Source organism: Acinetobacter calcoaceticus ANC 3811, from assembly GCF_000399665.1.
Classification (GTDB): domain Bacteria; phylum Pseudomonadota; class Gammaproteobacteria; order Pseudomonadales; family Moraxellaceae; genus Acinetobacter; species Acinetobacter calcoaceticus_B.
Genome location: NZ_KB976986.1, coordinates 2,315,261 through 2,341,952, shown reverse-complemented (window position 1 = coordinate 2,341,952; position 26,692 = coordinate 2,315,261). Strand labels below are relative to the sequence as shown.

General features: G+C 39.5%; 20 protein-coding genes, 2 tRNA genes, 3 rRNA genes and 1 pseudogene. 18 read left to right on the top strand and 8 right to left on the bottom strand.

The window, feature by feature from the left end:
- Positions 1-92 precede the first annotated feature (92 nt).
- Positions 93-1,583 carry a type II secretion system ATPase GspE gene (gene gspE, locus F935_RS12240; protein ID WP_016139201.1) on the top strand — a complete coding sequence of 497 codons (1,491 nt, stop codon included), beginning with the start codon at positions 93-95 and terminating at the stop codon, positions 1,581-1,583.
- A gap of 56 nt (positions 1,584-1,639) precedes the next feature.
- Here the strand turns inward: gspE and F935_RS12235 are convergent, their stop codons facing one another.
- The 7 genes from F935_RS12235 to F935_RS12205 all read right to left on the bottom strand — a co-directional run bounded on the left by F935_RS12235 (position 1,640) and on the right by F935_RS12205 (position 6,508).
- A complete protein-coding gene (locus F935_RS12235; protein WP_002117290.1) occupies positions 1,640-2,071 on the bottom strand; it encodes an organic hydroperoxide resistance protein in 432 nt (143 codons plus the stop codon).
- Positions 2,072-2,159: 88 nt separating this feature from the next.
- Positions 2,160-2,597 carry a MarR family winged helix-turn-helix transcriptional regulator gene (locus F935_RS12230; RefSeq protein ID WP_016139200.1) on the bottom strand — a complete coding sequence of 146 codons (438 nt, stop codon included), beginning with the start codon at positions 2,595-2,597 and terminating at the stop codon, positions 2,160-2,162.
- A 165-nt stretch (positions 2,598-2,762) separates the two neighbouring features.
- Positions 2,763-3,137 (bottom strand): DUF4951 domain-containing protein, encoded by a 375-nt coding sequence (locus F935_RS12225; protein ID WP_016139199.1) that lies wholly within the window; start codon positions 3,135-3,137, stop codon positions 2,763-2,765.
- A gap of 14 nt (positions 3,138-3,151) precedes the next feature.
- Positions 3,152-3,976, bottom strand: coding sequence for a carbon-nitrogen hydrolase family protein (locus F935_RS12220; RefSeq protein WP_016139198.1), 825 nt, complete (start codon positions 3,974-3,976; stop codon positions 3,152-3,154).
- Between the two features lie 26 nt (positions 3,977-4,002).
- Complete coding sequence (gigB, locus tag F935_RS12215; protein ID WP_035366265.1) at positions 4,003-4,524, bottom strand: anti-anti-sigma factor GigB; 522 nt, start codon at positions 4,522-4,524, stop codon at positions 4,003-4,005.
- A gap of 102 nt (positions 4,525-4,626) precedes the next feature.
- Positions 4,627-5,595: an RsbU family protein phosphatase GigA gene (gigA, locus tag F935_RS12210; RefSeq protein WP_016139196.1), complete on the bottom strand. Its 969-nt coding sequence runs from the start codon at positions 5,593-5,595 to the stop codon at positions 4,627-4,629.
- Positions 5,596-5,704: 109 nt separating this feature from the next.
- On the bottom strand, positions 5,705-6,508 hold the full coding sequence (locus tag F935_RS12205) for an MlaA family lipoprotein (protein ID WP_080645765.1): 804 nt from the start codon (positions 6,506-6,508) through the stop codon (positions 5,705-5,707).
- Between the two features lie 648 nt (positions 6,509-7,156).
- Here F935_RS12205 and F935_RS12200 point away from each other — a divergent pair.
- The 12 genes from F935_RS12200 (at position 7,157) to hisC (ending at position 19,704) form a co-directional block, all read left to right on the top strand.
- Positions 7,157-8,694 (top strand): 16S ribosomal RNA (locus F935_RS12200).
- A 59-nt stretch (positions 8,695-8,753) separates the two neighbouring features.
- Positions 8,754-8,830, top strand: a tRNA-Ile gene (locus F935_RS12195).
- A 56-nt stretch (positions 8,831-8,886) separates the two neighbouring features.
- A tRNA-Ala gene (locus F935_RS12190) sits at positions 8,887-8,962 on the top strand.
- A 361-nt stretch (positions 8,963-9,323) separates the two neighbouring features.
- Positions 9,324-12,217, top strand: a 23S ribosomal RNA gene (locus F935_RS12185).
- Between the two features lie 178 nt (positions 12,218-12,395).
- Positions 12,396-12,510: ribosomal RNA gene (gene rrf / locus F935_RS12180) — 5S ribosomal RNA — on the top strand.
- Together the 16S, 23S and 5S rRNA genes with 2 tRNA genes alongside form the textbook arrangement of a ribosomal RNA operon.
- A 353-nt stretch (positions 12,511-12,863) precedes the next feature.
- On the top strand, positions 12,864-14,312 hold the full coding sequence (locus F935_RS12175) for an RNA polymerase factor sigma-54 (protein ID WP_035366263.1): 1,449 nt from the start codon (positions 12,864-12,866) through the stop codon (positions 14,310-14,312).
- 167 nt (positions 14,313-14,479) lie between these two features.
- Positions 14,480-14,821 carry a ribosome hibernation-promoting factor, HPF/YfiA family gene (hpf, locus tag F935_RS12170; RefSeq protein ID WP_016139193.1) on the top strand — a complete coding sequence of 114 codons (342 nt, stop codon included), beginning with the start codon at positions 14,480-14,482 and terminating at the stop codon, positions 14,819-14,821.
- Positions 14,822-14,956: 135 nt separating this feature from the next.
- A complete protein-coding gene (gene ibaG, locus F935_RS12165) occupies positions 14,957-15,208 on the top strand; it encodes a BolA family iron metabolism protein IbaG (protein WP_004794487.1) in 252 nt (83 codons plus the stop codon).
- Positions 15,209-15,214: 6 nt separating this feature from the next.
- Entirely contained in the window at positions 15,215-16,471 is a 1,257-nt protein-coding gene (gene murA, locus F935_RS12160) for a UDP-N-acetylglucosamine 1-carboxyvinyltransferase (RefSeq protein ID WP_016139192.1), read from the top strand.
- The gene (gene hisG / locus F935_RS12155; RefSeq protein ID WP_003655841.1) at positions 16,471-17,154 is read left to right on the top strand and encodes an ATP phosphoribosyltransferase; all 684 of its coding nucleotides are present in this window, start codon (positions 16,471-16,473) and stop codon (positions 17,152-17,154) included. Before murA ends, hisG begins: the two co-directional genes overlap by 1 nt.
- Before the next feature lie 106 nt (positions 17,155-17,260).
- Complete coding sequence (hisD, locus tag F935_RS12150; protein ID WP_005043028.1) at positions 17,261-18,550, top strand: histidinol dehydrogenase; 1,290 nt, start codon at positions 17,261-17,263, stop codon at positions 18,548-18,550.
- 68 nt (positions 18,551-18,618) lie between these two features.
- Positions 18,619-19,704, top strand: a complete 1,086-nt coding sequence (gene hisC / locus F935_RS12145) for a histidinol-phosphate transaminase (protein WP_016139191.1) — start codon at positions 18,619-18,621, stop codon at positions 19,702-19,704.
- A 3-nt stretch (positions 19,705-19,707) separates the two neighbouring features.
- Here the strand turns inward: hisC and F935_RS12140 are convergent, their stop codons facing one another.
- Positions 19,708-21,066, bottom strand: a complete 1,359-nt coding sequence (locus F935_RS12140; RefSeq protein WP_016139190.1) for a chorismate-binding protein — start codon at positions 21,064-21,066, stop codon at positions 19,708-19,710.
- Between the two features lie 355 nt (positions 21,067-21,421).
- Between F935_RS12140 and F935_RS12135 the strand changes: the two genes are divergently transcribed.
- From F935_RS12135 to F935_RS19080, 5 genes and pseudogenes are all read left to right on the top strand, one after another.
- Complete coding sequence (locus F935_RS12135; protein ID WP_016139189.1) at positions 21,422-22,270, top strand: putative pilus system protein FilA; 849 nt, start codon at positions 21,422-21,424, stop codon at positions 22,268-22,270.
- 320 nt (positions 22,271-22,590) lie between these two features.
- Positions 22,591-23,424 (top strand): putative pilus system C39 family peptidase FilB, encoded by an 834-nt coding sequence (locus tag F935_RS12130; protein WP_016802052.1) that lies wholly within the window; start codon positions 22,591-22,593, stop codon positions 23,422-23,424.
- A gap of 45 nt (positions 23,425-23,469) precedes the next feature.
- Positions 23,470-24,660: a putative pilus system protein FilC gene (locus F935_RS12125; protein ID WP_016139188.1), complete on the top strand. Its 1,191-nt coding sequence runs from the start codon at positions 23,470-23,472 to the stop codon at positions 24,658-24,660.
- Positions 24,661-24,672: 12 nt separating this feature from the next.
- The gene (locus F935_RS12120) at positions 24,673-26,337 is read left to right on the top strand and encodes a putative pilus system OmpP1/FadL family transporter FilD (RefSeq protein ID WP_016139187.1); all 1,665 of its coding nucleotides are present in this window, start codon (positions 24,673-24,675) and stop codon (positions 26,335-26,337) included.
- Positions 26,331-26,692 (top strand): annotated as a pseudogene (locus tag F935_RS19080) (protein FilE); the annotation flags it as partial. The gene F935_RS12120 and the pseudogene F935_RS19080, both read left to right, overlap by 7 nt.

Genomic DNA, 26,692 nt, shown 5'->3' with positions numbered 1-26,692 from the left:
TAAAATTCCTCTACCGAGTTGTTAAACAGACTTCACGCTGTAATCTGCTTAGAGTACACTCAAAATCATCTTACTCATCATTATAAATTGTGATGCAAATATTGAAACAAATACAAGTTCCATATAGTTTTGCCAAGCGTCATGGTGTTTTATTTCGTTATGACGGTGATCAAGTATTTATTATTAGACGTCAAAATACTGAAAAAATTGCATTGCAGGAAGCAAGACGAATTCTAGGTAAGCCAGCTCACTACCAATTATGTACTGAACAAGAATTTAATACGCTCTTAAGTACGAGCTATGCTGGCGATACAGGGGAATCACAACAAGTTGCAGCAGGTTTAGAAGACCATCCTGATTTATTGAGTTTGGCCGATCAGGTTCCTGAGACAGAAGATTTGATGGACCAAGAAGACGATGCACCTATTGTTCGTCTTATTAATGCGCTACTTTCAGAAGCAATTCGAGTAGGCGCTTCTGATATTCATATTGAATCTTTCGAAAAGAAATTATCTGTACGATTACGTGTAGATGGTCAATTACGTGAAGTTGTACAGCCGCGCCGTGAGTTGGCACCTTTACTTGTTTCACGTATTAAAGTCATGGCAAAACTCGATATTGCAGAAAAGCGTGTGCCGCAAGATGGGCGTATTTCTTTACGCCTTGCTGGTCGTGAAGTAGATGTCCGTGTTTCGACTTTACCATCTTCACATGGTGAAAGGGTTGTAATGCGTTTGCTCGACAAACAAGCTGGTCGTCTTAATATGATCCATTTGGGGCTGATGGTAAATGACTATGAGCGTTTAACTCAGTTAGTACATCGTCCCCATGGCATTATTTTGGTCACAGGGCCTACAGGTTCGGGGAAAACAACGACTTTGTATGCAGCTCTATCTGATCTAAACGACAATACGCGTAACATTTTGACAGCCGAAGATCCGATTGAATATCAACTTGAAGGCATTGGGCAGACACAAGTCAATACTAAAGTAGATATGACGTTTGCTCGTGCTTTAAAGGCAATGTTGCGTCAAGATCCAGATGTGGTGATGGTTGGTGAGATTCGTGATTTGGAAACGGCTGAAATTGCAGTACAAGCATCGTTAACGGGTCATTTGGTTTTATCGACACTACATACTAATACTGCTATTGGGGCGGTTACTCGACTTAAAGATATGGGAATCGAGCCATTCTTACTATCGAGCTCTTTAATTGGGGTTGTGGCTCAACGTTTAGTTCGTACCTTATGTCAACATTGTATGACATGGCGTGAAGCTGATACTTTCGAAAGACAGGTATTTCAGCATATTCATAATGAACCGTTGTTGCAGTTACCTGAAGCCAAAGGATGCGATCATTGCTCACATTTAGGTTTCAATGGACGTACAGCTATTTATGAAATCGTGCCTGTTGATGAGCCTATGCGCCGTCTAATTCACGGTAATGCAGCTGAATTTGAATTAGAAAACCATGCTCGTCAGTACTCTGGTTCTATTCGAGATGATGGTTTACGTAAGGTGCTTTCAGGTAAAACTACACTTGAAGAAGTACTTCGAGTAACCAATGAAGCAAGTGAAGGATAATAGGTAGGATGTAAAAAATGCCCGATAAGATTCGGGCATTTTTTTAACTTAAAAAATTACTCAGTTACAATATTAAAAGTTACATCAATATTGTTGCGAGTTGCATTTGAATATGGGCAAACAATATGAGCTGCTGCAACTAACTTTTCAGCTTCTTCACGGTCCATGCCAACCAAGTAAACATTTAAAGTTACTTCGATGCTAAAACCTGTAGGAATTGGACCAATACCTACTTCGCCTTCTACATAAGCATCTTTGCTAATATTAAATTTATCGCGGTTTGCAACAAATTTTAAAGCTCCTAAAAAGCATGCTGAATAGCCAGCTGCAAATAATTGCTCAGGATTTGTTACAGCACCACCAGCGCCACCCATTTCTTTAGGTACGCCAAGTTGTACATCTAATACACCGTCTGATGAAGTTGCACGGCCATCACGACCACCAGTTGCTTTAGCTTTTGCACGATAAACAACTTTTTCTAATGACATCGTTTTTATTCCTAAAATAAATTGAATACAAATATATCGTACACGACTTAATTATTTTAACAAGTAAATTTTTTGAAAAAATTGCTGTTTATTTGACTAGGTTTGTGCGGAGTTTAGTAAGTTGATCTTTCAGGCCCAGTAGCGTTGTCATATCGCATGAACTTGCCTCTAATACTTCGGTTGGAATATTCATTGCCTGATCTTTTAATTTCTTTCCTTCATCGCTCAGCGTAATAATAACTTGGCGTTCATCTTGCGTTGAACGTGTACGATGAAGAAAATGTAAGGCTTCTAATTTTTTCAAAATGGGGGTGAGGGTAGATGATTCTAAAAAAAGCTTGGTGCCAATTTCTGAAACAGTCACGTCATCCTGTTCCCATAAAACTAACATCACCAAATATTGAGGATAAGTAATACCCAAAGGTGTTAAAAGTTTTCGGTAGAGCTGATTAAGCGCTAAATTTGTTGAATAGACGAGGAAGCATAGTTGATTCTCAAGCTTTAAGTTTTGACAGTCTTGGTCCATATATTCCTCAAAGAAACTCATATTGCTTTTGTAGTATATCGCGTTCTATTCAGTTTCTTAAATGTTCATAAGAATAGGTTATGAATAAAGTAAATTAAGAGACATAAAAAATGGAATAATTAATCCAATTATTCCATAAGATAAAAATATTTTAGATAAAATTATCTACCACAGATCTGCAATTTTTTTCATTAAACGTGCACGATATTTAGCGGTCGGATTATTTACGCTGCGTTGTTGCTCTTGTTCATAAAAATCTTGCCAAGCAGTAATCATTTCAAGCGTTGTTCCTTGTTTTTTAATCATAGAAACATCTGCTGGCTGAATATTTTCTAAACGTTGTCTTGCACCTTCTGCGCCTGTTCCCCATCCAATTATTCTTTGGCCAAATGCCGGCAAAGGAATATCTTTAGGAGTGGAGGGAAGAATATCTGATTTGAGCTGCGCGGTTGGTGAAACGAAATGATTCGTTGTACCAAACTCAGCATAACAATGAATATTTGCCCCCAAGCAAAAAAAGCTAAATAAGTATTTCCACATGAATAATTAAACTTTTAATAGTGAATTAATTTACGGTGTGTCATTAGAGGCATTGAAGAGCGGACGAGATCTTGTGCTGTTAAATCAAAGGGTACAGTAATTAAACCGCTCCCTTCATTTTCAATCATACTTAAAATTTGACCACGACTATCTGTTGCCCCAGAGTGTCCCCAGGTTTGTCGTTTTTCACCATGCCAGCCCTGTTGTGCTGCACCTAAAACATAACATTGGCTATCCATTGCCCGAGCTTGTAGCAAAAGCTGCCAGTGCATTTGTCCAGTTGTGTAGGTAAATGCAGCAGGGGCTGTAAGAATATGAGCGCCTTGTTGTCTCAGTGTTAGAGCAAGCTCTGGAAAACGCAAGTCATAACATACCATTAAGCCAATATTGCCAAAAGGGGTAGATGTGACTACTACGTCTGTTCCTGGTTCAAAGAAACGAGACTCCTGATAACCACCGACAGCGTCACCAACTTGTACATCAAATAAATGAATCTTGTCATAACGCGCTTCTGTACGCTCAGGGCTAATACAGAGGCTAACAGTTCGGACGCGACCATCTTGAATAATAGATCCATCTGGACGAAATGGGCAGGGTAAGGTGCCTGCCACAATCCAGATTTGATATTGATGCGCTAGTTTCTCAAGCCTTTGTTGAATAGATTCAAATTGCTCAGCGGTTTCACGTTGTTTTCCAGCAGCAAAACATACAAAGTTTTCGGGGAAAACAATCAAACTGGCATTTTTCGCCTTGCTCTGTTGAATCAAAGACTCAATGACTTGAAAGTTATTTTCAATATCATCTTGAGAGTTCATTTGAGCAACAGAAACGAGGGTCATATTCTAATCCGGCTTAATGGTGAAAATCAGGCATTTTGCTTGTCCGATACCTGTTCAAGCGTATCTTGTTCTTTCTGTAACTGCTTCACAAGTGGCTCGAACATATTCTGATTGTTTGCATTGAGTTTCATCAATGTCTTATGTGCATCCAGAACAGTTCTTAGCATTGCATTATGGGTGATTTGTTCATCTGTTAACATTAACGTGCAAACATTAGGATCACCACAGTAATTCAAAATGACAAAAACCTGCCCTAGCCCCATACTGTTGGCTAAGGTTGTGATATCTGGATTGGTAGATAGCATCACAGCTTGAATATGATGAGTCTGTTTAAGCTTTAAACCTAGCTTAGCTAGAATACCTAATACAGTACTATCAATAAATGTTGTTTGGGTTAAATCAACGATTGCACCTACAACATTTTCTTGCTGTTCAATTCTGTTTAAAAGTTTGTCTAGACTTATACAAGAATGGGCTCGCACTTCACCAATAAGTTTGAAAATATGCGTTCCATTTAAGCTTGCATATTCAACATGACCTGTTGACATATAAATGCCATTTTCAGAGAAGGATAGAAAAATTATCACATAGTGCCATCTCAGACTCAAGAGTCCTTAAGTCGTATATTATGTAATTAATTGATTCATAAATTAATTCATTCGACAAAGACTGAAGATGGCAATATCGTCGGCCACATGATCGGGTGCTTGAAATGATTGATTTTGCAAATGATGGACCAATTGTTGGAACTGATCGTTCAAACCGCCATCAAAAGGTTCGAGGGCTCCATCTGAGCAAACAATGAAGCGAGCATGGCGATTTAATGTACAAATATGCTCTTCAACTTCGAGTTCGTCAGTTAAACCTAGTGGGAAACTACTCGTTGTTAGAATCTTCGGTGGCTGATTAGGTTCAAAAATGATAGGAGGCGGGTAATGCCCAGCACTTGACCAGCGAAGCGTATGCGTTTCAAGGTTTAAAATGCCCACCACAATCGTAATGTGCTTTTCGATATTCTCTTGAACTAACATTCCGTTTAATTTTTTTATTAATTGTCTTGGAGTTTTAGAACGGCCATGAAAAGCTGCCATCCATGATGTTAATAAACTACTTGTTACACCATGACCTGAGACATCAGCAAGATAGAATAGAACTTCTTTGTCATTTAATTTCCAATAGTCGTACCAATCACCGGAAAGATAAGCTGAAGGCTGAAAGAAAGTTTCGACTTCATAATTTAATAAATCAATTGGATTGGGTAATAATCGTTTTTGCAGTTCAGCAGCTGAAGGTAAATCACGACTGTCTTGATTACGCTTATATTGAGCATCAATTTTTGATAGTGCTTTATTTAAATCGCTCGGTAACTGATCCCATACCCAACCTGCAAGAGCGCCTGCTTCCCAGGCATGAGCTAAAGCGGCACCTTCGTGCTCAAAAGCAATGACCACAGTGGGTAAATTCCACTTATAAGTCAGGAAATCTTGTACATCAGCAATTGCAATGATGGTTGGATCATATAAATCTAAATCATCTATGTTAATGACTTGTAAGCCTGGCAGTTTATCCAAAGCTTGCTCTAAATAAGGCATAGAGCGTGTCGGTTTAATAAAATACATAGAAGATATGGTAGTCCTTTTATATGATCACTTTATTCATCATAGAGTATGTATGATCAAAATCAAGGTATTGCCGAACTCTCAATCCAAGCAATACCTTTATTTCATCTTAAGGGTTTTGATTCTCATCTGTTGTATCTTGTGAATCATCATCAATGAAAGACACGTCAGCTGAATCGCCCTTTTTCTCAGCAATCTGGAAGGCTTTACGCTGGAGATATAAGTCTCGAATCATGGCATATTGATCACCTTGTAAGGTTTGATCTAAGTCAAGATATTGGGCACGTGTATCAACAGCTTGTAATACATTACTTGACCAATAAAGACCTTCTTGATCATCCATAACATATTTCTGTGGACGAGCTTGAGCATCTACTGCTAAACCAAAACCATCACGTAAAGTGCTTGGTCCAAAGAAAGGTAGCATAAGGAATGGACCCGAAGGAACGCCATAGTAACCAAGAGTTACACCAAAATTCTCTTCCTCAGTTGGTAAACCTAAGCGGCTTGCAGGGTCCGCCAAACCAAGAGTAGTTAAGGTATTAATCGTAAATCGGCCTAAAGTTTTTGCTGCACGACTTGGACGACCTTGAATAAGTTGATTGACGGCATTCCATGGTTCACCAAGATTTTTGCGGAACTGGCGATAAGAGCCACGCACATCTTCGGGAGTCTTTTCTCTATATTGAACCGCAACAGGACGCAAGAAATTGCGATCCAACATATCATTAAAAGAATAAATTGGACGGTTCAATGATTGCAAAGGATCTTTAACTAAATCTGGTTGTGCTGCATTTGCATTAATTTTTAAATCTTTAACTTTAATATTTTTTAAATCTTTAATAATTTGTGAACGGGGATGGTTTGGCCCTGTTTCTTCTAATGAACTAGCATTAGCAGATTCACTTGTCATGTTTTCTTGAGCGTATATAGAAGTGCAAACACCTACAGATAACATACTTAGTAAAATTAAATTAGAATAATTCATATAATTCCTTAACCGCCAGCCAGGCTAATACTTAATGTGCAGTTGGATGGAGATATGCTTCAATACAAAATCGATAACCTATTATCAAGGTAAAATTGATCAAATAATATAGATAAAATGCTAAAAAGACTAAAAAATGAGCATACGATAATATTAAATTAAAAAAGGGGTTGCCAACGAGATTTAATGGTCTATAATGCACATCCATCGGCGGTGATGCAGATAGGAACTTGTTAAAAAACAGTTACTTGGAATTGAGTTGATTACTTTGAGTAGTGAATTTGATGAGAAGTTGGTTTTGAGAATAAGTTTTAAAAATATCGAAATTACCTGTTGACTTTTAAGAGATTAAGAGTAATATAGCCGACCTAGCTTGCTGGTGACGAACCAGGAAGAAGATCATTAAGAGATTATGAAGAACAACTTGTGTGGATTTTTACTGATTGATTGATCGAAATATTATCATTGATTGATTGGTTTAAATTACTCGAAGTTTATTTGAGCGAAATTTAAGTCAGAAAATTGATGAGCCAGAATTGGCACCTTGTCTTTAATAAGGTGCAAAATGATTTTTAACTGAAGAGTTTGATCATGGCTCAGATTGAACGCTGGCGGCAGGCTTAACACATGCAAGTCGAGCGGAGTGATGGTGCTTGCACTATCACTTAGCGGCGGACGGGTGAGTAATGCTTAGGAATCTGCCTATTAGTGGGGGACAACATTTCGAAAGGAATGCTAATACCGCATACGTCCTACGGGAGAAAGCAGGGGATCTTCGGACCTTGCGCTAATAGATGAGCCTAAGTCGGATTAGCTAGTTGGTGGGGTAAAGGCCTACCAAGGCGACGATCTGTAGCGGGTCTGAGAGGATGATCCGCCACACTGGGACTGAGACACGGCCCAGACTCCTACGGGAGGCAGCAGTGGGGAATATTGGACAATGGGCGCAAGCCTGATCCAGCCATGCCGCGTGTGTGAAGAAGGCCTTATGGTTGTAAAGCACTTTAAGCGAGGAGGAGGCTACTGAAGTTAATACCTTCAGATAGTGGACGTTACTCGCAGAATAAGCACCGGCTAACTCTGTGCCAGCAGCCGCGGTAATACAGAGGGTGCAAGCGTTAATCGGATTTACTGGGCGTAAAGCGCGCGTAGGCGGCTAATTAAGTCAAATGTGAAATCCCCGAGCTTAACTTGGGAATTGCATTCGATACTGGTTAGCTAGAGTGTGGGAGAGGATGGTAGAATTCCAGGTGTAGCGGTGAAATGCGTAGAGATCTGGAGGAATACCGATGGCGAAGGCAGCCATCTGGCCTAACACTGACGCTGAGGTGCGAAAGCATGGGGAGCAAACAGGATTAGATACCCTGGTAGTCCATGCCGTAAACGATGTCTACTAGCCGTTGGGGCCTTTGAGGCTTTAGTGGCGCAGCTAACGCGATAAGTAGACCGCCTGGGGAGTACGGTCGCAAGACTAAAACTCAAATGAATTGACGGGGGCCCGCACAAGCGGTGGAGCATGTGGTTTAATTCGATGCAACGCGAAGAACCTTACCTGGCCTTGACATAGTAAGAACTTTCCAGAGATGGATTGGTGCCTTCGGGAACTTACATACAGGTGCTGCATGGCTGTCGTCAGCTCGTGTCGTGAGATGTTGGGTTAAGTCCCGCAACGAGCGCAACCCTTTTCCTTATTTGCCAGCGAGTAATGTCGGGAACTTTAAGGATACTGCCAGTGACAAACTGGAGGAAGGCGGGGACGACGTCAAGTCATCATGGCCCTTACGGCCAGGGCTACACACGTGCTACAATGGTCGGTACAAAGGGTTGCTACCTAGCGATAGGATGCTAATCTCAAAAAGCCGATCGTAGTCCGGATTGGAGTCTGCAACTCGACTCCATGAAGTCGGAATCGCTAGTAATCGCGGATCAGAATGCCGCGGTGAATACGTTCCCGGGCCTTGTACACACCGCCCGTCACACCATGGGAGTTTGTTGCACCAGAAGTAGGTAGTCTAACCGCAAGGAGGACGCTTACCACGGTGTGGCCGATGACTGGGGTGAAGTCGTAACAAGGTAGCCGTAGGGGAACCTGCGGCTGGATCACCTCCTTAACGAAAGATTGACGATTAGTAAGAATCCACAACAAGTTGTTCTTCATAGATGTATCTGAGGGTCTGTAGCTCAGTTGGTTAGAGCACACGCTTGATAAGCGTGGGGTCACAAGTTCAAGTCTTGTCAGACCCACCATGACTTTGACTGGTTGAAGTTATAGAAAAGAAGATACAGAACTGATGATGTAAGCTGGGGACTTAGCTTAGTTGGTAGAGCGCCTGCTTTGCACGCAGGAGGTCAGGAGTTCGACTCTCCTAGTCTCCACCAGAACTTAAGAGAAGTTCAGATTACAGAAATTAGTAAATAGGGATTAGATCTTAGTTTATTAACTTCTGTGATTTAAGTATCACGGTATTAAGCATGACCTGACGAAGGCATGTTTATTCATTAACAGATTGGCAAAATTGAGTCTGAAATAAATTGTTCACTCAAGAGTTTAGATTAAGCAATTGATCTAAATGAATTGAGAACTAGCAAATTAACTGAATCAAGCGTTTTGGTATATGAATTAGATTGAAGCTGTACAGTGTTTAAATACACAGTACTTCAAACTGTAAGAGATTGATGAGAAATCATTGATCATGTCTTATTACTCCTTGTAGGTAATAACGACTGTTTGGGGTTGTATAGTCAAGTAATTAAGTGCATGTGGTGGATGCCTTGGCAGTCAGAGGCGATGAAAGACGTAATAGCCTGCGATAAGCTCCGGGGAGGCGGCAAATATCCTGTGATCCGGAGATTTCTGAATGGGGGAACCCACCTACTTTAAGGTAGGTATTGCAACATGAATACATAGTGTTGCAAGGCGAACGAGGGGAAGTGAAACATCTCAGTACCCTTAGGAAAAGAAATCAATTGAGATTCCCTTAGTAGCGGCGAGCGAACGGGGATCAGCCCATTAAGTTATGTGTGTTTTAGTGGAACGCTCTGGGAAGTGCGAACGTAGAGGGTGATATTCCCGTACACGAAAGGGCACACATAATGATGACGAGTAGGGCGAGGCACGTGAAACCTTGTCTGAATATGGGGGGACCATCCTCCAAGGCTAAATACTCCTGACTGACCGATAGTGAACCAGTACCGTGAGGGAAAGGCGAAAAGAACCCCTGTGAGGGGAGTGAAATAGATCCTGAAACCGCATGCATACAAGCAGTGGGAGCCGACTTGTTCGGTGACTGCGTACCTTTTGTATAATGGGTCAGCGACTTATATTCAGTAGCGAGGTTAACCGTATAGGGGAGCCGTAGAGAAATCGAGTCTTAATAGGGCGTTTAGTTGCTGGGTATAGACCCGAAACCAGGCGATCTATCCATGAGCAGGTTGAAGGTTGGGTAACACTAACTGGAGGACCGAACCCACTGTCGTTGAAAAGCCAGGGGATGACTTGTGGATAGGGGTGAAAGGCTAATCAAGCCTGGTGATAGCTGGTTCTCCCCGAAAGCTATTTAGGTAGCGCCTCGGACGAATACCATAGGGGGTAGAGCACTGTTTCGGCTAGGGGGTCATCCCGACTTACCAAACCGATGCAAACTCCGAATACCTATGAGTACTATCCGGGAGACAGACTGCGGGTGCTAACGTCCGTAGTCAAGAGGAAAACAATCCAGACCGCCAGCTAAGGCCCCAAAATCATAGTTAAGTGGGAAACGATGTGGGAAGGCATAGACAGCTAGGAGGTTGGCTTAGAAGCAGCCACCCTTTAAAGAAAGCGTAATAGCTCACTAGTCGAGTCGGCCTGCGCGGAAGATGTAACGGGGCTAAAACTATGTGCCGAAGCTGCGGATTTGACTTTTAAGTCAAGTGGTAGGGGAGCGTTCTGTAAGCCGATGAAGGTGTATTGAGAAGTATGCTGGAGGTATCAGAAGTGCGAATGCTGACGTGAGTAACGACAAAACGGGTGAAAAACCCGTTCGCCGAAAGACCAAGGGTTCCAGTCCAACGTTAATCGGGGCTGGGTGAGTCGACCCCTAAGGCGAGGCCGAAAGGCGTAGTCGATGGGAAATTGGTTAATATTCCAATACTTCTGTGTAATGCGATGAGAGGACGGAGAAGGTTAAGTCAGCCTGGCGTTGGTTGTCCAGGTGAAAGGAAGTAGGCATGCATCTTAGGCAAATCCGGGGTGCTCTATGCTGAGATCTGATAGCAAGCTGTACTTGTACAGCGAAGTGGCTGATACCATGCTTCCAGGAAAAGTCTCTAAGCTTCAGTTACACAGGAATCGTACCCTAAACCGACACAGGTGGTCAGGTCGAGTAGACCAAGGCGCTTGAGAGAACTCTGCTGAAGGAACTAGGCAAAATGGTACCGTAACTTCGGGAGAAGGTACGCTGTTGTTGGTGATGGAACTTGCTTCCTGAGCTGATGACAGCCACAGAAACCAGGCCGCTGCAACTGTTTATTAAAAACATAGCACTCTGCAAACACGAAAGTGGACGTATAGGGTGTGATGCCTGCCCGGTGCTGGAAGGTTAATTGATGGGGTTAGCGTAAGCGAAGCTCTTGATCGAAGCCCCAGTAAACGGCGGCCGTAACTATAACGGTCCTAAGGTAGCGAAATTCCTTGTCGGGTAAGTTCCGACCTGCACGAATGGCATAATGATGGCGGCGCTGTCTCCAGCAGAGGCTCAGTGAAATCGAAATCGCTGTGAAGATGCAGTGTACCCGCGGCTAGACGGAAAGACCCCGTGAACCTTTACTGCAGCTTGACATTGAACTTTGACCTTACTTGTGTAGGATAGGTGGGAGGCTTTGAAGTTGGAACGCTAGTTCCAATGGAGCCGTCCTTGAAATACCACCCTGGTAATGTTGAGGTTCTAACTCTGCCCCGTAATCCGGGGCGAGGACCATGTCTGGTGGGTAGTTTGACTGGGGCGGTCTCCTCCTAAAGAGTAACGGAGGAGTACGAAGGTGCGCTCAGCGTGGTCGGAAATCACGCGTAGAGTATAAAGGCAAAAGCGCGCTTAACTGCGAGACCCACAAGTCGAGCAGGTACGAAAGTAGGTCTTAGTGATCCGGTGGTTCTGTATGGAAGGGCCATCGCTCAACGGATAAAAGGTACTCTGGGGATAACAGGCTGATACCGCCCAAGAGTTCATATCGACGGCGGTGTTTGGCACCTCGATGTCGGCTCATCTCATCCTGGGGCTGAAGCAGGTCCCAAGGGTATGGCTGTTCGCCATTTAAAGAGGTACGCGAGCTGGGTTTAGAACGTCGTGAGACAGTTCGGTCCCTATCTACCGTGGGCGCTGGAAATTTGAGAGGATCTGCTCCTAGTACGAGAGGACCAGAGTGGACGAACCTCTGGTGTACCGGTTGTGACGCCAGTCGCATCGCCGGGTAGCTATGTTCGGAAGGGATAACCGCTGAAAGCATCTAAGCGGGAAGCCTACCTCAAGATAAGATTTCCCTAGGACTTTATGTCCTCTAAAGAGCCGTTCGAGACTAGGACGTTGATAGGTTGGATGTGGAAGCATAGTGATATGTGAAGCTGACCAATACTAATTGCTCGTGAGGCTTGACTATACAACACCCAAGCAGTTGTATATATAGCATCAATCGATTCATTAATGTACAAATCAACTTGATTTAGTTATACGCTTAGCTAAAATGAACAAAATATCAAGACTCAATCAGCCCATCTGTAAAGATTTGGAAAACGCATCGGCATATTAAGACCAATGCTAGTATCCATACCAGTTGTGCTGGCGACCATAGCAAGAGTGAACCACCTGATCCCTTCCCGAACTCAGAAGTGAAACCTCTTAGCGCTGATGGTAGTGTGGGGTTTCCCATGTGAGAGTAAGTCATCGCCAGCTCATTATTCTAAACACCCCCAACCTAAGTTGGGGGTGTTTTTTTATGCAAAAATAAAATGATATTGAAGATTTAATCAATTTTAGGCAATAAAAAAGACTCCAGAAGAGTCCTTTTTTATATGGGAGGGAAATTGTAGTAGATAAAACACTCGGAAATAATAAGACCAGCAAAGCATCTTTTAGTTAATAAAGGTATCTAATCAATCAATAAGATAGCTTTCTAGCAAGTTTTTTAATAAAAAATCCATTTTTTCTTCTGAGAATTTCACGCTGATATATATGATAAATGGAAACTATATGTTATAAATGTTAAGTAGGCATGATTTTTGCTTGTTTTATGGAATTTAAAATATATGAAATTATCTGTTGGGTTGAAAGTTGCGAATTCTTTATCGTTAACACCTCAATTGCAGCAGGCGATTCGTTTGTTACAACTTTCTAGTTTAGAGCTTGAACAAGAAATTCAGATCCAACTAGATAGTAATCCTTTACTTGAAAAAATAGAAGAAGAGTCATTAACAGAAAGTCTGTCTACATTAGAAAGTAAAGAGTCAGATGATTTAACAACTGAATTAAATGCAAATCATTTGCCTGATGATTTACCAGTCGATACTGAATGGGATGATATTTATACTCATCAATCGACAGCTTTGGCTACCCCAGAATTTGAAGAGCGAGAGGATAATCGCCAAGTTCAATTATCTTTAAAAGAACATATTTTAGAACAGGTTAATTTGTTGCATTTTTCTAAAATAGATCAATTAATTGCTTACTGTATTGTTGATGCATTAGATGACAAGGGGTTCTTGGATGCTGAATTAGAGGAAATTATTTTAGCCTCACAGCAATTATTGAATGAAATGGATATTGAAGAAGAGATAGAAGAAGATGAAGTTTTGGTTGTATTAAAGCATATTCAAAGACTTGATCCATTAGGGATTGGTTCGCGTAATTTAGCGGAATGTTTAAAGGTACAGCTCGAATTTCTACCAAAAGATGTTGAATATTTAAATGAGGCAAAAAGCTTATTGCAATATTATGAGCTTTTGATAGCAAATGATTTAAATAAATTACTCAAACAAACGGGTTTAACGAAAGAGCAATTAAAGTTTGCAATTAATCTATTAAAAACATTGAAACCGTATCCAGGCATGGATTTTGATAAAGAAGAGTCAGATTATCAAATTCCAGATGTGGTGGTTTCTAAAAAAGATTTACATTGGCAGGTTCAACTAAATCCAGATGTGTTACCTAAATTAAGAATTAATACTTTTTACTCTAGTATGATTCGTAGAGCAGATCAGAGTGAAGATAATTTATATTTACGTAATCAGATGCTTGAAGCAAAAAACTTTATTAAAAGCATTGATGAAAGACATAAGACGTTATTAAAAGTAGCATCTTGTATTGTGGAGCATCAGAAAGCTTTTTTGGAGATAGGTGCAGAAGCAATGAAACCTTTGGTTCTCCGAGATGTTGCTGAAGAAGTAGAATTGCATGAATCTACAGTTTCTCGTGTAACTACAAATAAATATATGCTTACCCCACGTGGCCTTTTTGAGTTGAAATATTTTTTCTCTAGCCATGTAGGTACTACTGCTGGAGGAGAGGCTTCTTCTACTGCTATTCGTGCAATGATTAAAAAGCTTGTAGCAAGTGAAAATCCGCGTAAACCTTTGTCCGATAATGTAATTGCTACCTTATTGAAAGATGAGGGGATTGAAGTAGCAAGAAGGACTGTCGCAAAATATCGAGAATCGTTACATATTCCTTCATCGTCTGAAAGAAAAGTCTTGATCTGAATTTTGAAGTATGGCTATTCTAGAGATTCATTATGACGAAATAATGAAATTTTAATTTCACCAAGAGGAGTCGCTAAAATGGTTTAATTGTCCTAAATTTCTTTTTGATAACATTAAATCGTTTTGGTTCTTCTTTAAATAACCTAAAAAAGGTGAGGGATAGAATTATGCAAATAACGATTCGTGGTCATCATTTAGCAATTACACCAGCTATAGAAGAAAATATTAAATCAAAATTTAATCAATTAACGAAACACCTAGATCAGGTGAATAGTATGCAGATTAAATTAACGAAAGATCATCAAATTGATAAGCGCTCTCATAAGGGTAGTTCAAATCATGTTGCAGAGGCGATTGTAAGATTGCCTGGGATTGAGTTGTTTGCTCAGGCAACCGCTGATGATATGTATACTTCAATTAAAAAATTGACTGAAAAATTAAAAAGACAATTATTAAGATATCGAAAAATGCAATGTACTTATTCTCAAGTTGCTGTTTCTGTTCAATAAGTTTTATTAGTTTAAGAGAGGCTTGAAAGATAGCCTCTTTTTTATTGATAAAATATAAACACGTACTGAATTCTTGGAAAAAGTTATAGTAAAATACTCCGTTTTACCCCTTAGGTTGTGTCAGAGGTCTTTGCAATGAATAGTGAACAGCTCACTCAAATTTTAAAAGAAGCTTTCCCTGTAGCGGAAGTAGCGGTGAGCGGACAGGCTGGAAAATTTGACCTCCGTATTGTGGATGATCAATTTGAAGGTAAGCGTACAGTGGCTCGTCAACAATTAGTTTATGCACCATTAAATACTTATATTGCAAGTGGGGAAGTTCACGCGGTAACAATTCGTGCAATGACCAAAGATGAATGGCGTAAAGCAAGCCTTTTCGGAGCTTAAATATTAATGGATAAATTTTTAATCACGGGTGGTGTTAAGCTCGAAGGCGAAGTGCGCATTTCTGGTGCTAAAAATGCGGCTTTGCCCTTACTTGCTGCAACTATTCTTGCAGACTCTCCAATTACAATAACCAATGTTCCAAATCTTAAAGATGTTAATACTTTGGTAAAACTAATTGGTGGATTAGGGGTAACGATTGGCTATGAAAATGACACAGTAAAAGCAGATACCTCTACTTTAGATAATCAGTTTGCGCCTTATGAGCTAGTGAAAACAATGCGTGCCTCAATTTTGGTTTTAGGACCATTATTAGCACGTTATGGTAATGCTAAAGTTTCTTTACCAGGTGGTTGTGCGATTGGTTCAAGACCTGTAGACCAGCATTTAAAAGCTTTAGAAGCTTTGGGTGCACATATTGAAGTTGAAAATGGTTATGTCCATGCTTCAGTTGATGGTCGCTTAAAAGGTGGTGAAGTTGTTTTTGATATGGTTACTGTTGGCGGTACTGAAAATATCTTAATGGCAGCAGCATTAGCAGATGGTGTTACAACTATTCGTAATGCAGCTCGTGAACCTGAAATCACTGACCTTGCGCAGATGTTAATTAAAATGGGCGCTAAGATCGAAGGTCTTGATACAGATACTCTAGTTGTAACTGGCGTAGAAAGTTTACATGGCTGTGAATATGCTGTTGTTGCTGATCGTATTGAAACAGGTTCGTATTTAGCAGCTGCTGCAATTACTGGTGGGCGTATAAAAACAACTCACACAGATCCAGCATTGCTTGAGTCTGTTTTGGATAAGTTTGAGGAAATGGGTGCTGAAGTCACTCGTGGTGATGACTGGATTGAACTTGATATGTTGGGCAAACGTCCTAAAGCTGTAAGTTTTAGAACTTTGCCACATCCAGAATTTCCAACTGATATGCAAGCACAACTGATGGCAGTAAATGTTATTGGCCGTGGATTCGCGACAATCTCTGAAACGATCTTTGAAAATCGTTTTATGCATGTTCCTGAGTTGTCACGAATGGGCGCTAATATTCAAGTAGAAGGTCACGATGCTGTCGTAACCGGAGTTGAAACCTTACAGGCAGCGCCTGTTATGGCAACAGATTTACGTGCTTCATTCTCTTTGGTTCTGGCTGCTTTAGTTGCAGAGGGAGATACTTTAATTGATCGTATCTACCATATTGACCGTGGTTATGAACATGTCGAAGAGAAGCTTCAAGGTTTAGGTGCCAAAATTAAGCGAGTAATTTAATGAATGATGTAAGAAACGATGATCCTAATTTTGATGTGATGGGTAATTTTGATCATGGTTTGACCTTGGCATTGAGTAAAGGGCGTATTTTAAAAGAGACGTTACCTTTATTGGCTACAGCGGGTATTAATTTACTCGAAGATCCGGAAAAGTCTCGTAAACTAATTTTTCCTACTACGCATAAGCAAGTACGTATTTTAATTTTACGTGCATCTGATGTACCGACCTATGTAGAAAATGGTGCAGCAGATATAGGTGTAGCAGGTAAAGATGTGTTGATGGAACATGGTGCTCAGCATGTCTATGAGTTGCTTGACTTGCAAATTGCTAAATGTAAGTTAATGACAGCTGGTAAAGTAGGTATGGAGCATCCAAAGGGTCGTTTAAAAATTGCCACGAAATATGTCAATCTTACACGTCAATATTATGCAAGTTTAGGTGAGCAGGTTGATGTTATTAAGCTATATGGTTCTATGGAGTTAGCACCTTTGGTTGGTTTAGGTGATTACATTGTAGATGTGGTCGATACTGGTAACACTTTAAGAGCAAATGGTCTTGAGCCATTAGAAGAGATTTGCAAAGTGTCTTCTCGATTAATTGTAAATAAAGCCAGTTTTAAACGTAAACAAACTTTGTTAAATCCAATCATTTCACAGCTTGAGCAAGCTGTTCAATCGCGTTAAAAGCAATTTCCCATCATGCTTTTGCGATAGTTAAGCTAGATGATGCCCACAAGCGCATAGAAAAAGGGTAAACTTACTTTTTCTTTTTCGCCTTGTGGGTAAATTGATGCGACGTTTATCGACTCAAGATCAAAACTTCAAACAGGTTTTTGCTGAGCTCTTAGCATTTGAAACCGTGAACGATCTTAATTTAGTGCAAACAGTAGATCAAATTATTGCTGATGTTCGTCAGCATGGTGATGATCATGTTTTAAAGCTTACTCAACAGTTCGATCGACATCCTGCGCATCAATTTTCAGATTTAGAATTATCTCAAGAACAACTTAAAACTGCTTTTGATAATTTAAGCCCAGAAATTCGTGATGCTTTAGAGTTGGCAGCAAAGCGTATTCGTACATTTCATGAAGCTCAGAAACAAGATAGCTGGACTTATATAGATGACTTGGGCAATACATTAGGGCAAAAAGTTACGCCTCTAGACCGTGTTGGTATTTATGTGCCAGGTGGTTTAGCTTCTTATCCATCTTCAGTTCTAATGAATGCTGTACCTGCTCATGTTGCGGGTGTACCTGAAATTATTATGGTTGTTCCAGCACCGAATGGTGAATTAAATCCGTTGGTTCTTGCCGCAGCTTATCTTGCAGGAGTCAGCCGAGTGTTTACCATTGGTGGAGCACAGGCTGTAGCAGCTTTGGCTTATGGAACACAAACCATTCCACCTGTAGATAAAATTACTGGGCCAGGGAATCGTTTTGTAGCAGCTGCCAAACGTGCCGTATTTGGTCAAGTCGGCATCGATATGATTGCTGGACCTTCTGAAATTTTAGTATATGCAGAAGGTGAGAATAATGCAGATTGGTTGGCTATGGATGTTTTATCACAAGCTGAACATGACACAGTTGCTCAAGCTATTTTCATAACGCCAGATGAAGCTTTGCTTAATGCAGTAGAGTTGGCAATTGAAAAGCATTTAAATGAATTGCCAAAGGCAGATATTGCGCGAACTTCAATTGAAAACCGTGGTGCTTTAGTGTTAGTCAAAGACCGTGCAGAAGCAATTGAGTTGATTAATCAAGTTGCACCAGAACATTTGGAGCTGTGTCTAGATGATGCCGAAGCAATGAGCGAAGATATTCGTCATGCTGGCGCTATTTTCATGGGACGTTATACACCCGAAGCAATCGGTGACTATTGTGCGGGTCCAAACCATGTATTGCCGACATCTGGAACTGCTCGTTTTTCTTCTCCTTTAGGCGTTTATGATTTCCAAAAACGTTCGAGCTTGATTATGTGTTCGAAAGATGGGGTTAAAACGTTAGCTAAAACAGCCGACATATTAGCTGTCCAAGAGAACCTTGATGCTCATGCACGCTCAGCTCGCTATCGTTATCAATAAGCTTATAAACCTTGTAGTTTTTTAATTATTACTCAGGGCTGATTTTCAGCCCTTTTTGAGATAAGACCATGACTTTATCTACAGCACAAATGCGCTTTTGGAGTCCAGAAGTTCGTGAATTAGAGCCGTATGTTCCGGGTGAACAGCCTAAAATTCAGAATTTATTGAAACTTAATACGAATGAAAATCCATATCCGCCATCACCAAAAGTAGTTGAAGCAGTTCAAGCTGTTTTAACTCAGCAAGCTGATGCATTGCGTTTATATCCTGACCCAGATGCAACAGCTTTAAAGCAAGCAATTGCTAAACAACAGAATATTGATGTATCTCAAGTTTTTGTTGGTAATGGTTCAGATGAAGTACTTGCTCATATTTTTAAAGCATTTTTTCTTCAAGACGAACCGATTCTTTATCCAGATATTACTTATAGTTTTTATCCAGTTTATAGTCAGTTCTTTGGAACAAAAACTAAAGAAATTCCACTCAATGAGAATTTCGAGATAGAAGCTAAGGCCTATATACAACCAAATGGTGGGATTGTTATTACAAACCCTAATGCACCAACCAGTGTTGCAATGGGTTTGCCAGATATCGAGCAAATCTTAAAAGCAAATCCAGATCGGGTGGTGGTGATCGATGAGGCTTATGTTGATTTTGGTGCAGAATCCGCAGTTGGTCTTGTAAATCGCTATGAAAATCTTGTTGTTTGTCAAACAACCTCGAAATCTCGTTCATTAGCTGGTTTACGTGTTGGTTTTGCAATCGCTCAGCCACATTTAATCGCAGCGCTTGAAGCTGTCAAAAATAGTTTTAACTCATATCCTATGGACCGTTTTGCAATTGCAGCCGCAGTAGCTTCTTTTGAAGATCAGGCTTATTTTGAAGAACAATGCCAGAAAGTTATTTCTAGTCGTGAAAAGCTAGTAGATGAATTAACTGCTTTGGGTTTTAAAGTTTTACCTTCTAAAGCTAACTTTATTTTTGCTTCACACTCAGTCCATGATGCAGGCAAACTCGCACAGCAATTACGTGAACAAGGTATTATTGTGCGCTATTTCAATAAGCCTCGTATTAATAGATTTTTGCGTATTACAGTGGGTACTGATGAGCAAAATATGCGTTTAGTGCAAACGTTAAAACAAGATATTTTTTAAGTTTTAGTCTGCTGTGCTGTTCATTAAGTTCAGCATGGCAGAGATTTTATCAAGGCTTTCTTGATATTCTGCTTCTGCATTTGAGGCAGTCGTAATACCACCGCCAGCCCACAAAGAGAGCTGATTTTGATATTGTTGAAAGCTACGGATAAGAATATTCCAGCGACCCGTTCCATCAAAATTGAAGTAACCTAATGTCCCGCAATAAGCACCTCTTGTTTCTTCTTCTAACTCTTCAATAATTTGCATTGCCCGAATTTTGGGGGCTCCTGTAATCGATCCCCCCGGTAAAGCAGAGAGCAACATTTGCATTGGATTAATATCATCTTTAAGCTTGGCAACAATCTCACTGACCATATGATGAACTTGATTAAAACTTTCAATCTCGAATAATTGTGTTGTTTTTACGGACCCTGTATTGGCATAAATGCTCAAATCATTACGTAATAAATCAACAATCATGACATTCTCTGCTTGATCTTTTTGCGAGTTTTTTAAAGTTTGTTTAGAAATAAAATCTTTTTCGATATCTTGATATCGAGGCATGGTTCCCTTAATAGGTCGGGTCTTAATTTCTTTATTTTGATTGAATTCAATGAAGAGCTCTGGGGAACAACTTAATAACTCAAATTGATCTAATTTTAAATAACCTGCATATGGTGCATTAGTAAGATTCCATAAATCTGCTGCTTTATTTAATAAGGAACCTTTGAAATCAGCTTTAAATTCTTGGGTTAAATTAATTTGATAACAATCTCCAGCTTTAATGTATTCTTGTATTTTGTTAAAAGCCTCGAAATATTGTTCTTTAGACCATCTTGGCTGAATAGCAGTTTTTAATTCAAATATATTTTTAGATTTATTTGAATTAGGAATCTCTAACTTCTTTTCAATATATTTAAATAGGTCTAATGCATTTTCTTCATCACTAAAAAAATACCAATCATTATCTATATATTTTAAAAAAGAACGATATTGGCCTAAGAATAAAGATGGCTGTATATGAGTTTGAGCATTAATAAATTGATGTGCAGCAAAATCATAACTAATAAAACCGATATAGCCACCGTTAAAACTTGTTATCATTTTAATGTTTTTATTTTCTTTTAAGTCTTTTTCTTTTAGCTGGATAAAATCTAATATTTGATTCGGTTTTGATATATTTTCATATTCATTAAAATTTTGGCGCTGGAATACTAAGTTTTTTTTATTCTGAATAAGAAAGTATTGCTGAGGAAGAAAGCCAATAATAGGGTTGTTGTTGTCATTTAAATAAATGAGCCCAGTTAATCCTTGTAAATTTTTTAAAATCTCGGCAGCATTTTTACCATGTAATGAGATTTTTTTCTTTAACTGAGACATTTTTTAATAACAGAATAGTTAATGAGGGAAATATTAGTTTACTACAACTTGTGGATCATCAGGGAGAAGACTTAGAGGAGAGGTACTTTTTGCTGATAAAATAGTCGAATTTTAGTGTGGGATTAGAGTTGTATTTGGAAGCTAAAAGCGAAATAAATCGAGTGTACCGTTTGTCGGGTAGTTGGCAAAAAATGCACAACACTAGTTGAACAAAAAGTAACGTAGATGTAATTTAGTAATTGCTAAGCAAAACTACTCAAGGATTGGAAGTTTCGGTTGCTATAAAAGAAAAATGCAACTTGAGACAATGAGAGTGGTTAAAGTCAAAAAATAAATGCTCTTGGGAGAGTGCTCAATGAAAATGTTCACTAAACTTGCTTTAGTTTCTTCTTTAGCTATCAGTGCAAATGCAATGGCAATGCAGTCAATGGACGATGCTGCACTAAGCGCTGCTACAGGTCAAGATGGTATTAACATCGGTATCGCTTTAGGTTCTGGCGGTGTTACTATCGATAAATTATATCTACACGATAATGATGGTTTGGCATCATCAACTGGTATTACTGGTGCATCAGGTACTGCTGGTGCAATCGCAATCAGCGGCGTTACTCTTACTCAAACAGGTACTGGTAACCTTTTAGATTTAGCAATTGATACGAATGGTGCTTCGGGTTCAAACGGCGCTTTCTTAAACGTTGCTGCCACAGTAGGTGCTGTTGATATTCATGTAGGTTCAATTGGTGTAGGTACTTCTGGTACTTTAAACCAGACAACTGCTGTACGTGGTATTACAGAAACAGCTCCAACTGAAATTATCTCTGGTTTAGATTTATCTTTAGGTCAGATTTCAGCGAATGTTCAGTTAGGTGCTACTCCACAAGGTGCAATGATCAAAGTAAATTCAAGTTTAAAAGGTGGTTTAACACTATCTAACTTTGGTATTAATGATGCTGCTGGCGGCGGTAAAATTGTCCTAGATAAAGTAATGGTACGTGGTGCTGGTAATACTACTGGTGATTTAGACGTGAATGCGAATATTTCAGTTGTACCAACTGGCTTAAAAATTCAAAATAATAGTACTCAAGGCATGAATGTGTATGCTCAAGGGATTCACTTAGGTGCTGCTGCTAATGCTTCAATTGGTGATTTAGAAATTCAAGGTTTAAATGTAGGTACTTCTACAATTACAATTTCTGGTCACTAATTTAAAAAGTTAAAAGTTAAAAGTTAAAAATTAAAAAAGCGCGTTTAATACGCGCTTTTTTATTGGGGTTTTAATTAAATTTTTCATAAGAATTAATAATATTGTTATATGTATACTAAATATATTAAAAGTACTGATGTTTCAGAATGAGAGTTAATTAACACTTTAATTAAAGTAGAACTATGCATTCATCAAAAAGATTAAAAAAAAGCTGTTTTTTACCAAAAAAAAAGGTATCTTCAACACACAGGGATGTAGAGCTATTGCTCTAAGAATAAAATGAATAAGGCCGGTTAGGCCACAATTTAGACCAAGTGCTTATGTTAGAGATAGTTTTAGGCTCAGCATTGATGTATTACTTTGCGACAGAAGCCTTCGAAATAGAAAAAAAGCCACCAGGAACTGTTTATTACACAGAGACTGCCGACTCACGTAATTTATCATTTCATCGAAATCACATTGAACCAGTCAAAATCAAACCTGCTGTAGAAGATCAATTTCGTGGAATTGTTCGGCAAGCATATGACTATAGCTGTGGTTCGGCTGCGCTTACCACTTTGTTAAATGGCTATGTCGGAACCAGTTTGACTGAGCAACAGACTATGAGCGGTTTGCTACAGTATGGCGAATATCAACGCATTATTGAGCGCCGAAGTTTCTCATTACTCGATATGAAACGCTTTGTCACAGCAATCGGTTTAGATAGTGGTGGTTATCGTGGTGAGTTCTCTGATTTAGTAAAACTTGGGCAACCTGCAATTGTTCCAATTTCTTATGCTGGTTTTAAACATTTTGTTGTATATAAAGCTTATAAAGATGGGCGAGTCTATGTGGCTGATCCTGCATTAGGCAATATCAGCTTTGATGAAAATCGCTTTAAAGAAATTTGGGATAATAATACTTTATTTGTTATTTCAGTCCCCGAATCTCAGCGTAAAGATCTATTGGCTTTAAAAGATGCAGATATGCGTCATGTAGAGGATGCAACCGTCAACAGATATGCTTTTGTTGACGTGCAATATCCGACATTTAATTATGATCGTTTAGCAAATAAAGCCTCAACCATGAGACGCGTATTAGATAACGATAATCACTCTGCAACCTATGGACTACCAATAGAAACCTATATGCGTCTTTATTACAAACGTAAATAGTCAAATTTTAATTTAGTAAAATAAATAAATTGGGTGGGAAAAAATATGAATAATCGATGGATAAAGATGAGTGTATTGGCCTTAAGTATGAGTGCCATTACAGGGACAATTTATGCTGAGGATCAAGTACAACAAGGACAAGTAGGCGGATCGAGCCAAGATGTAAATGCAGGTAGCACAGGAAGTTCTACACCTGTAGATACAACAAGCTCGAATACAGCTATAGCAGGAAGTACAGTACAGTCGTCTGATACACCTGCAACGGACAATAGCACGGTACCCGCCAATGAGGGTGGTGCACATCAAGCTGCAACTGCATTACAGAAAAAAGAAGGTGATGCAAGTCAAGAGACGAATTTACAAGAAGTATTTACTTCAAATGAGCGGCAATATTCGTTAATTAAAAAAGGGGGCATTTCATCTTATTATGACCTCGATTACACATATTATCGTGATACACGAATTGATTTAGCTTTATCAGATAATTCATCTCAGCTTAACCGTTTACGTGTCGAAGAAGATGCTAACCATACTTTAACAAATAGTTTTACAGTCCAGTATGGGGTTTTGGACAACTTAACTTTATCCGCAACTCTTCCTTTTGTTGCAAAGTCTGAAATTATTCGTGATACGACTACTGCTGGGTTAGGGGATATTTCTCTTGGCGCTCGTTGGGAGCCCTTCCCCTTAAAACAAGGTCGATTACCATTGGTACTTTTTGGTAGTTTATCGTCTAAGACAGGTGATAGCCCATATGAAATTGGTTTAGATGAGCTATCAACAGGTAAAGGTTACTACTCTGCTGGCGTAGGTGCGAGTACTCGTAAATATATCGATCCTGTAGTTTTATTTGCTTCTGCTTCTGCCAATTATGGTTTTAAAGAAACAGGTTTGAATCAGGCGCGTGGTACACGTACATTAACCTCATTTGACCCTGGAATCAGTGGTGGTTTTTCTTTCGGTTTTGCTTATTCATTTAACTACGATGTTTCATTAACTATGTCGTATCAGCAAAGCTTTAACATGAATGCCGAATTCCAGTTTGATAATGGTGACTCATATACATCTCCAGATCAAAGCAGTGCGATGCTTTCATTTGCTCTTGGTGTCCGTGTTTCACCTGAAACAATTGTTAATGGTACGGTAGGTATTGGTTTAACCGAAGATGCGCCAGATATTTCACTTGGTTTGTCATTCCCGTTAGATATTTTAGGTTTTACTAAAAAACAAAAATAAGGAGATATGCAGGTGAAATATCCTAAATTATGTCCTCTAACGGCGGCAATTGTTATCTCCGGTTTTTCTAGCTTTGCCAATGCTCAATTAGGACAAAACTTAGCTGTTGATATTCGTTCACTATCGATGGGGAATGCTGTAACGGCAGATCCGCCAGGGATTAGTGCAGTTCATTTTAACCCAGCAGCACTAGCGAAAATTGATGGGTTACAAACAGATGTACAAGGTATTCTTGCAAACTTTGATATCCAGCGTGAATTCTCAGCTCCTCCTGGGTACAACATTTTTGGCTATTCAGACGATCCTCTGGTTTGTAATGATGGACCAGAAATTTCTGCCAATATTTGTACAGATTTTAAAGATTCTGTACATGGTGATGTCGAGTATGCAAGCTTATATGTACCCATTCTTAAAAAAATGGTTGACTTGGGAGCGGGGTATCCACTCGTTGCGCCTACAGCAGGTATAGCCTATAAACCACCAGGCTCAAAAGTAACTTTTGCAACGGCAATGTATGCGCCTTTAGTAGCCGGTTTTGGAGCAGAAAATGGCAATCCTGGTAACTATATGGGACAACAGGTTGCTGTAGAGCGTATTACATATCTATCCCCATCTTTTGGTTATCAAGTAAATGATCATTTATCAATTGGTGCTTCGATTGGTATGTCGTATAACGCGATTGCTTTAAATACCGATTTACGTTTTCCTAATGAAATGATTGGTGTACTGCGTATGGTTGATGATGTGGTGTGTGCACCCTTCAAAGACAATAACGATATGATTACTGATCTGCTCTTATTGGGAATTTGTAATACGAAAGAAGGAATGAATCCATTTAATAAAATGGGTTCATTACAAGTTTCATTAGAACAATCATTAAGCCCTAGTTATAACTTGGGATTGCTTTGGGAGCCGACAGATGATTTTGGCTTTGGTATGGTATATCAAAGTGCTGCCAAGATGCGTCTCAAAGGCAAATACATGATTAATAATGCCAAAGCTCCTCAACAGTTGGTTCAGGGATTAAACTCATCGGCAACTGGGCAAATTTTAGCTGCGATTCTTGGACTACCAGGATATGTTCCTGATACTGAGTCTGGTTTAGTCGCGATGGATTTAGAATATCCTGCACATTTCCAGGCCGGTATTAAATACAAAATATTTCCAGATTTACAATTAAACTTTGATGTTGGATGGACTGATTATTCTGCTTGGGATAAGTTTAAATTTGAATTTGATAGACAGATTACATTATTAAAGATTGCTAAACTTCTATCGAATGATGTGACTGATAACTCTTTAGCATTACCATTAAAGTTTACTTCACCATGGAGTTGGGGTATTGGTTTAGAGTATTCAGCAACTGATCGTTTGAAGTTACGAGCAGGTTATGAGCCGCGTGCTAGTTCTATTCCTAATGATAAACGTAATACTATGGTTCCGATCAATAATGCGCAATTATTCGGTTTGGGCGTAGGTTATCGTTTTGATACGGATACAGACTTAGATCTTTCTGTCGGTTTCTTACGTAGTCGTGACAATATTCCAGCTTGTAGTAGCACTCTATCGAATAAGTGTGGTGTCGATAATATCTTATTAAACCCTTATTCAGGTTTAGATGTAAAAACGAATACAAAAGTCACAGTACTTGGTTTGAGTTATAGAACAAAATGGTAAAACAGTATAAATGGATGTTTAGCCCTAATTTCGCTATTTTAACCTTATGTGTTGCGATAGCGAATGTTTCTGTTTCTTATGCAGACGGATTTTATACGATTATAGGTCCCGATGGTCGTCCTATGATTGTGCCTAGTAGAAGAGTTGATCAGGAAAAACAGTCTCTCCCTAGCATAGACGTACAGTCCAAAAATCTGCCAGAGAAGACTGTAGCTTTGCCTGTTCAAAAACTTTCAAGGGAAAAAGAACAAACTACAGATTCCTCGAAAAAAGTAGAACAACAAACAGAAAAGAAACTAAATACTGCACCGACTGCACCGACTGCACCGACTGCACCGACTGCACCGACTGCACC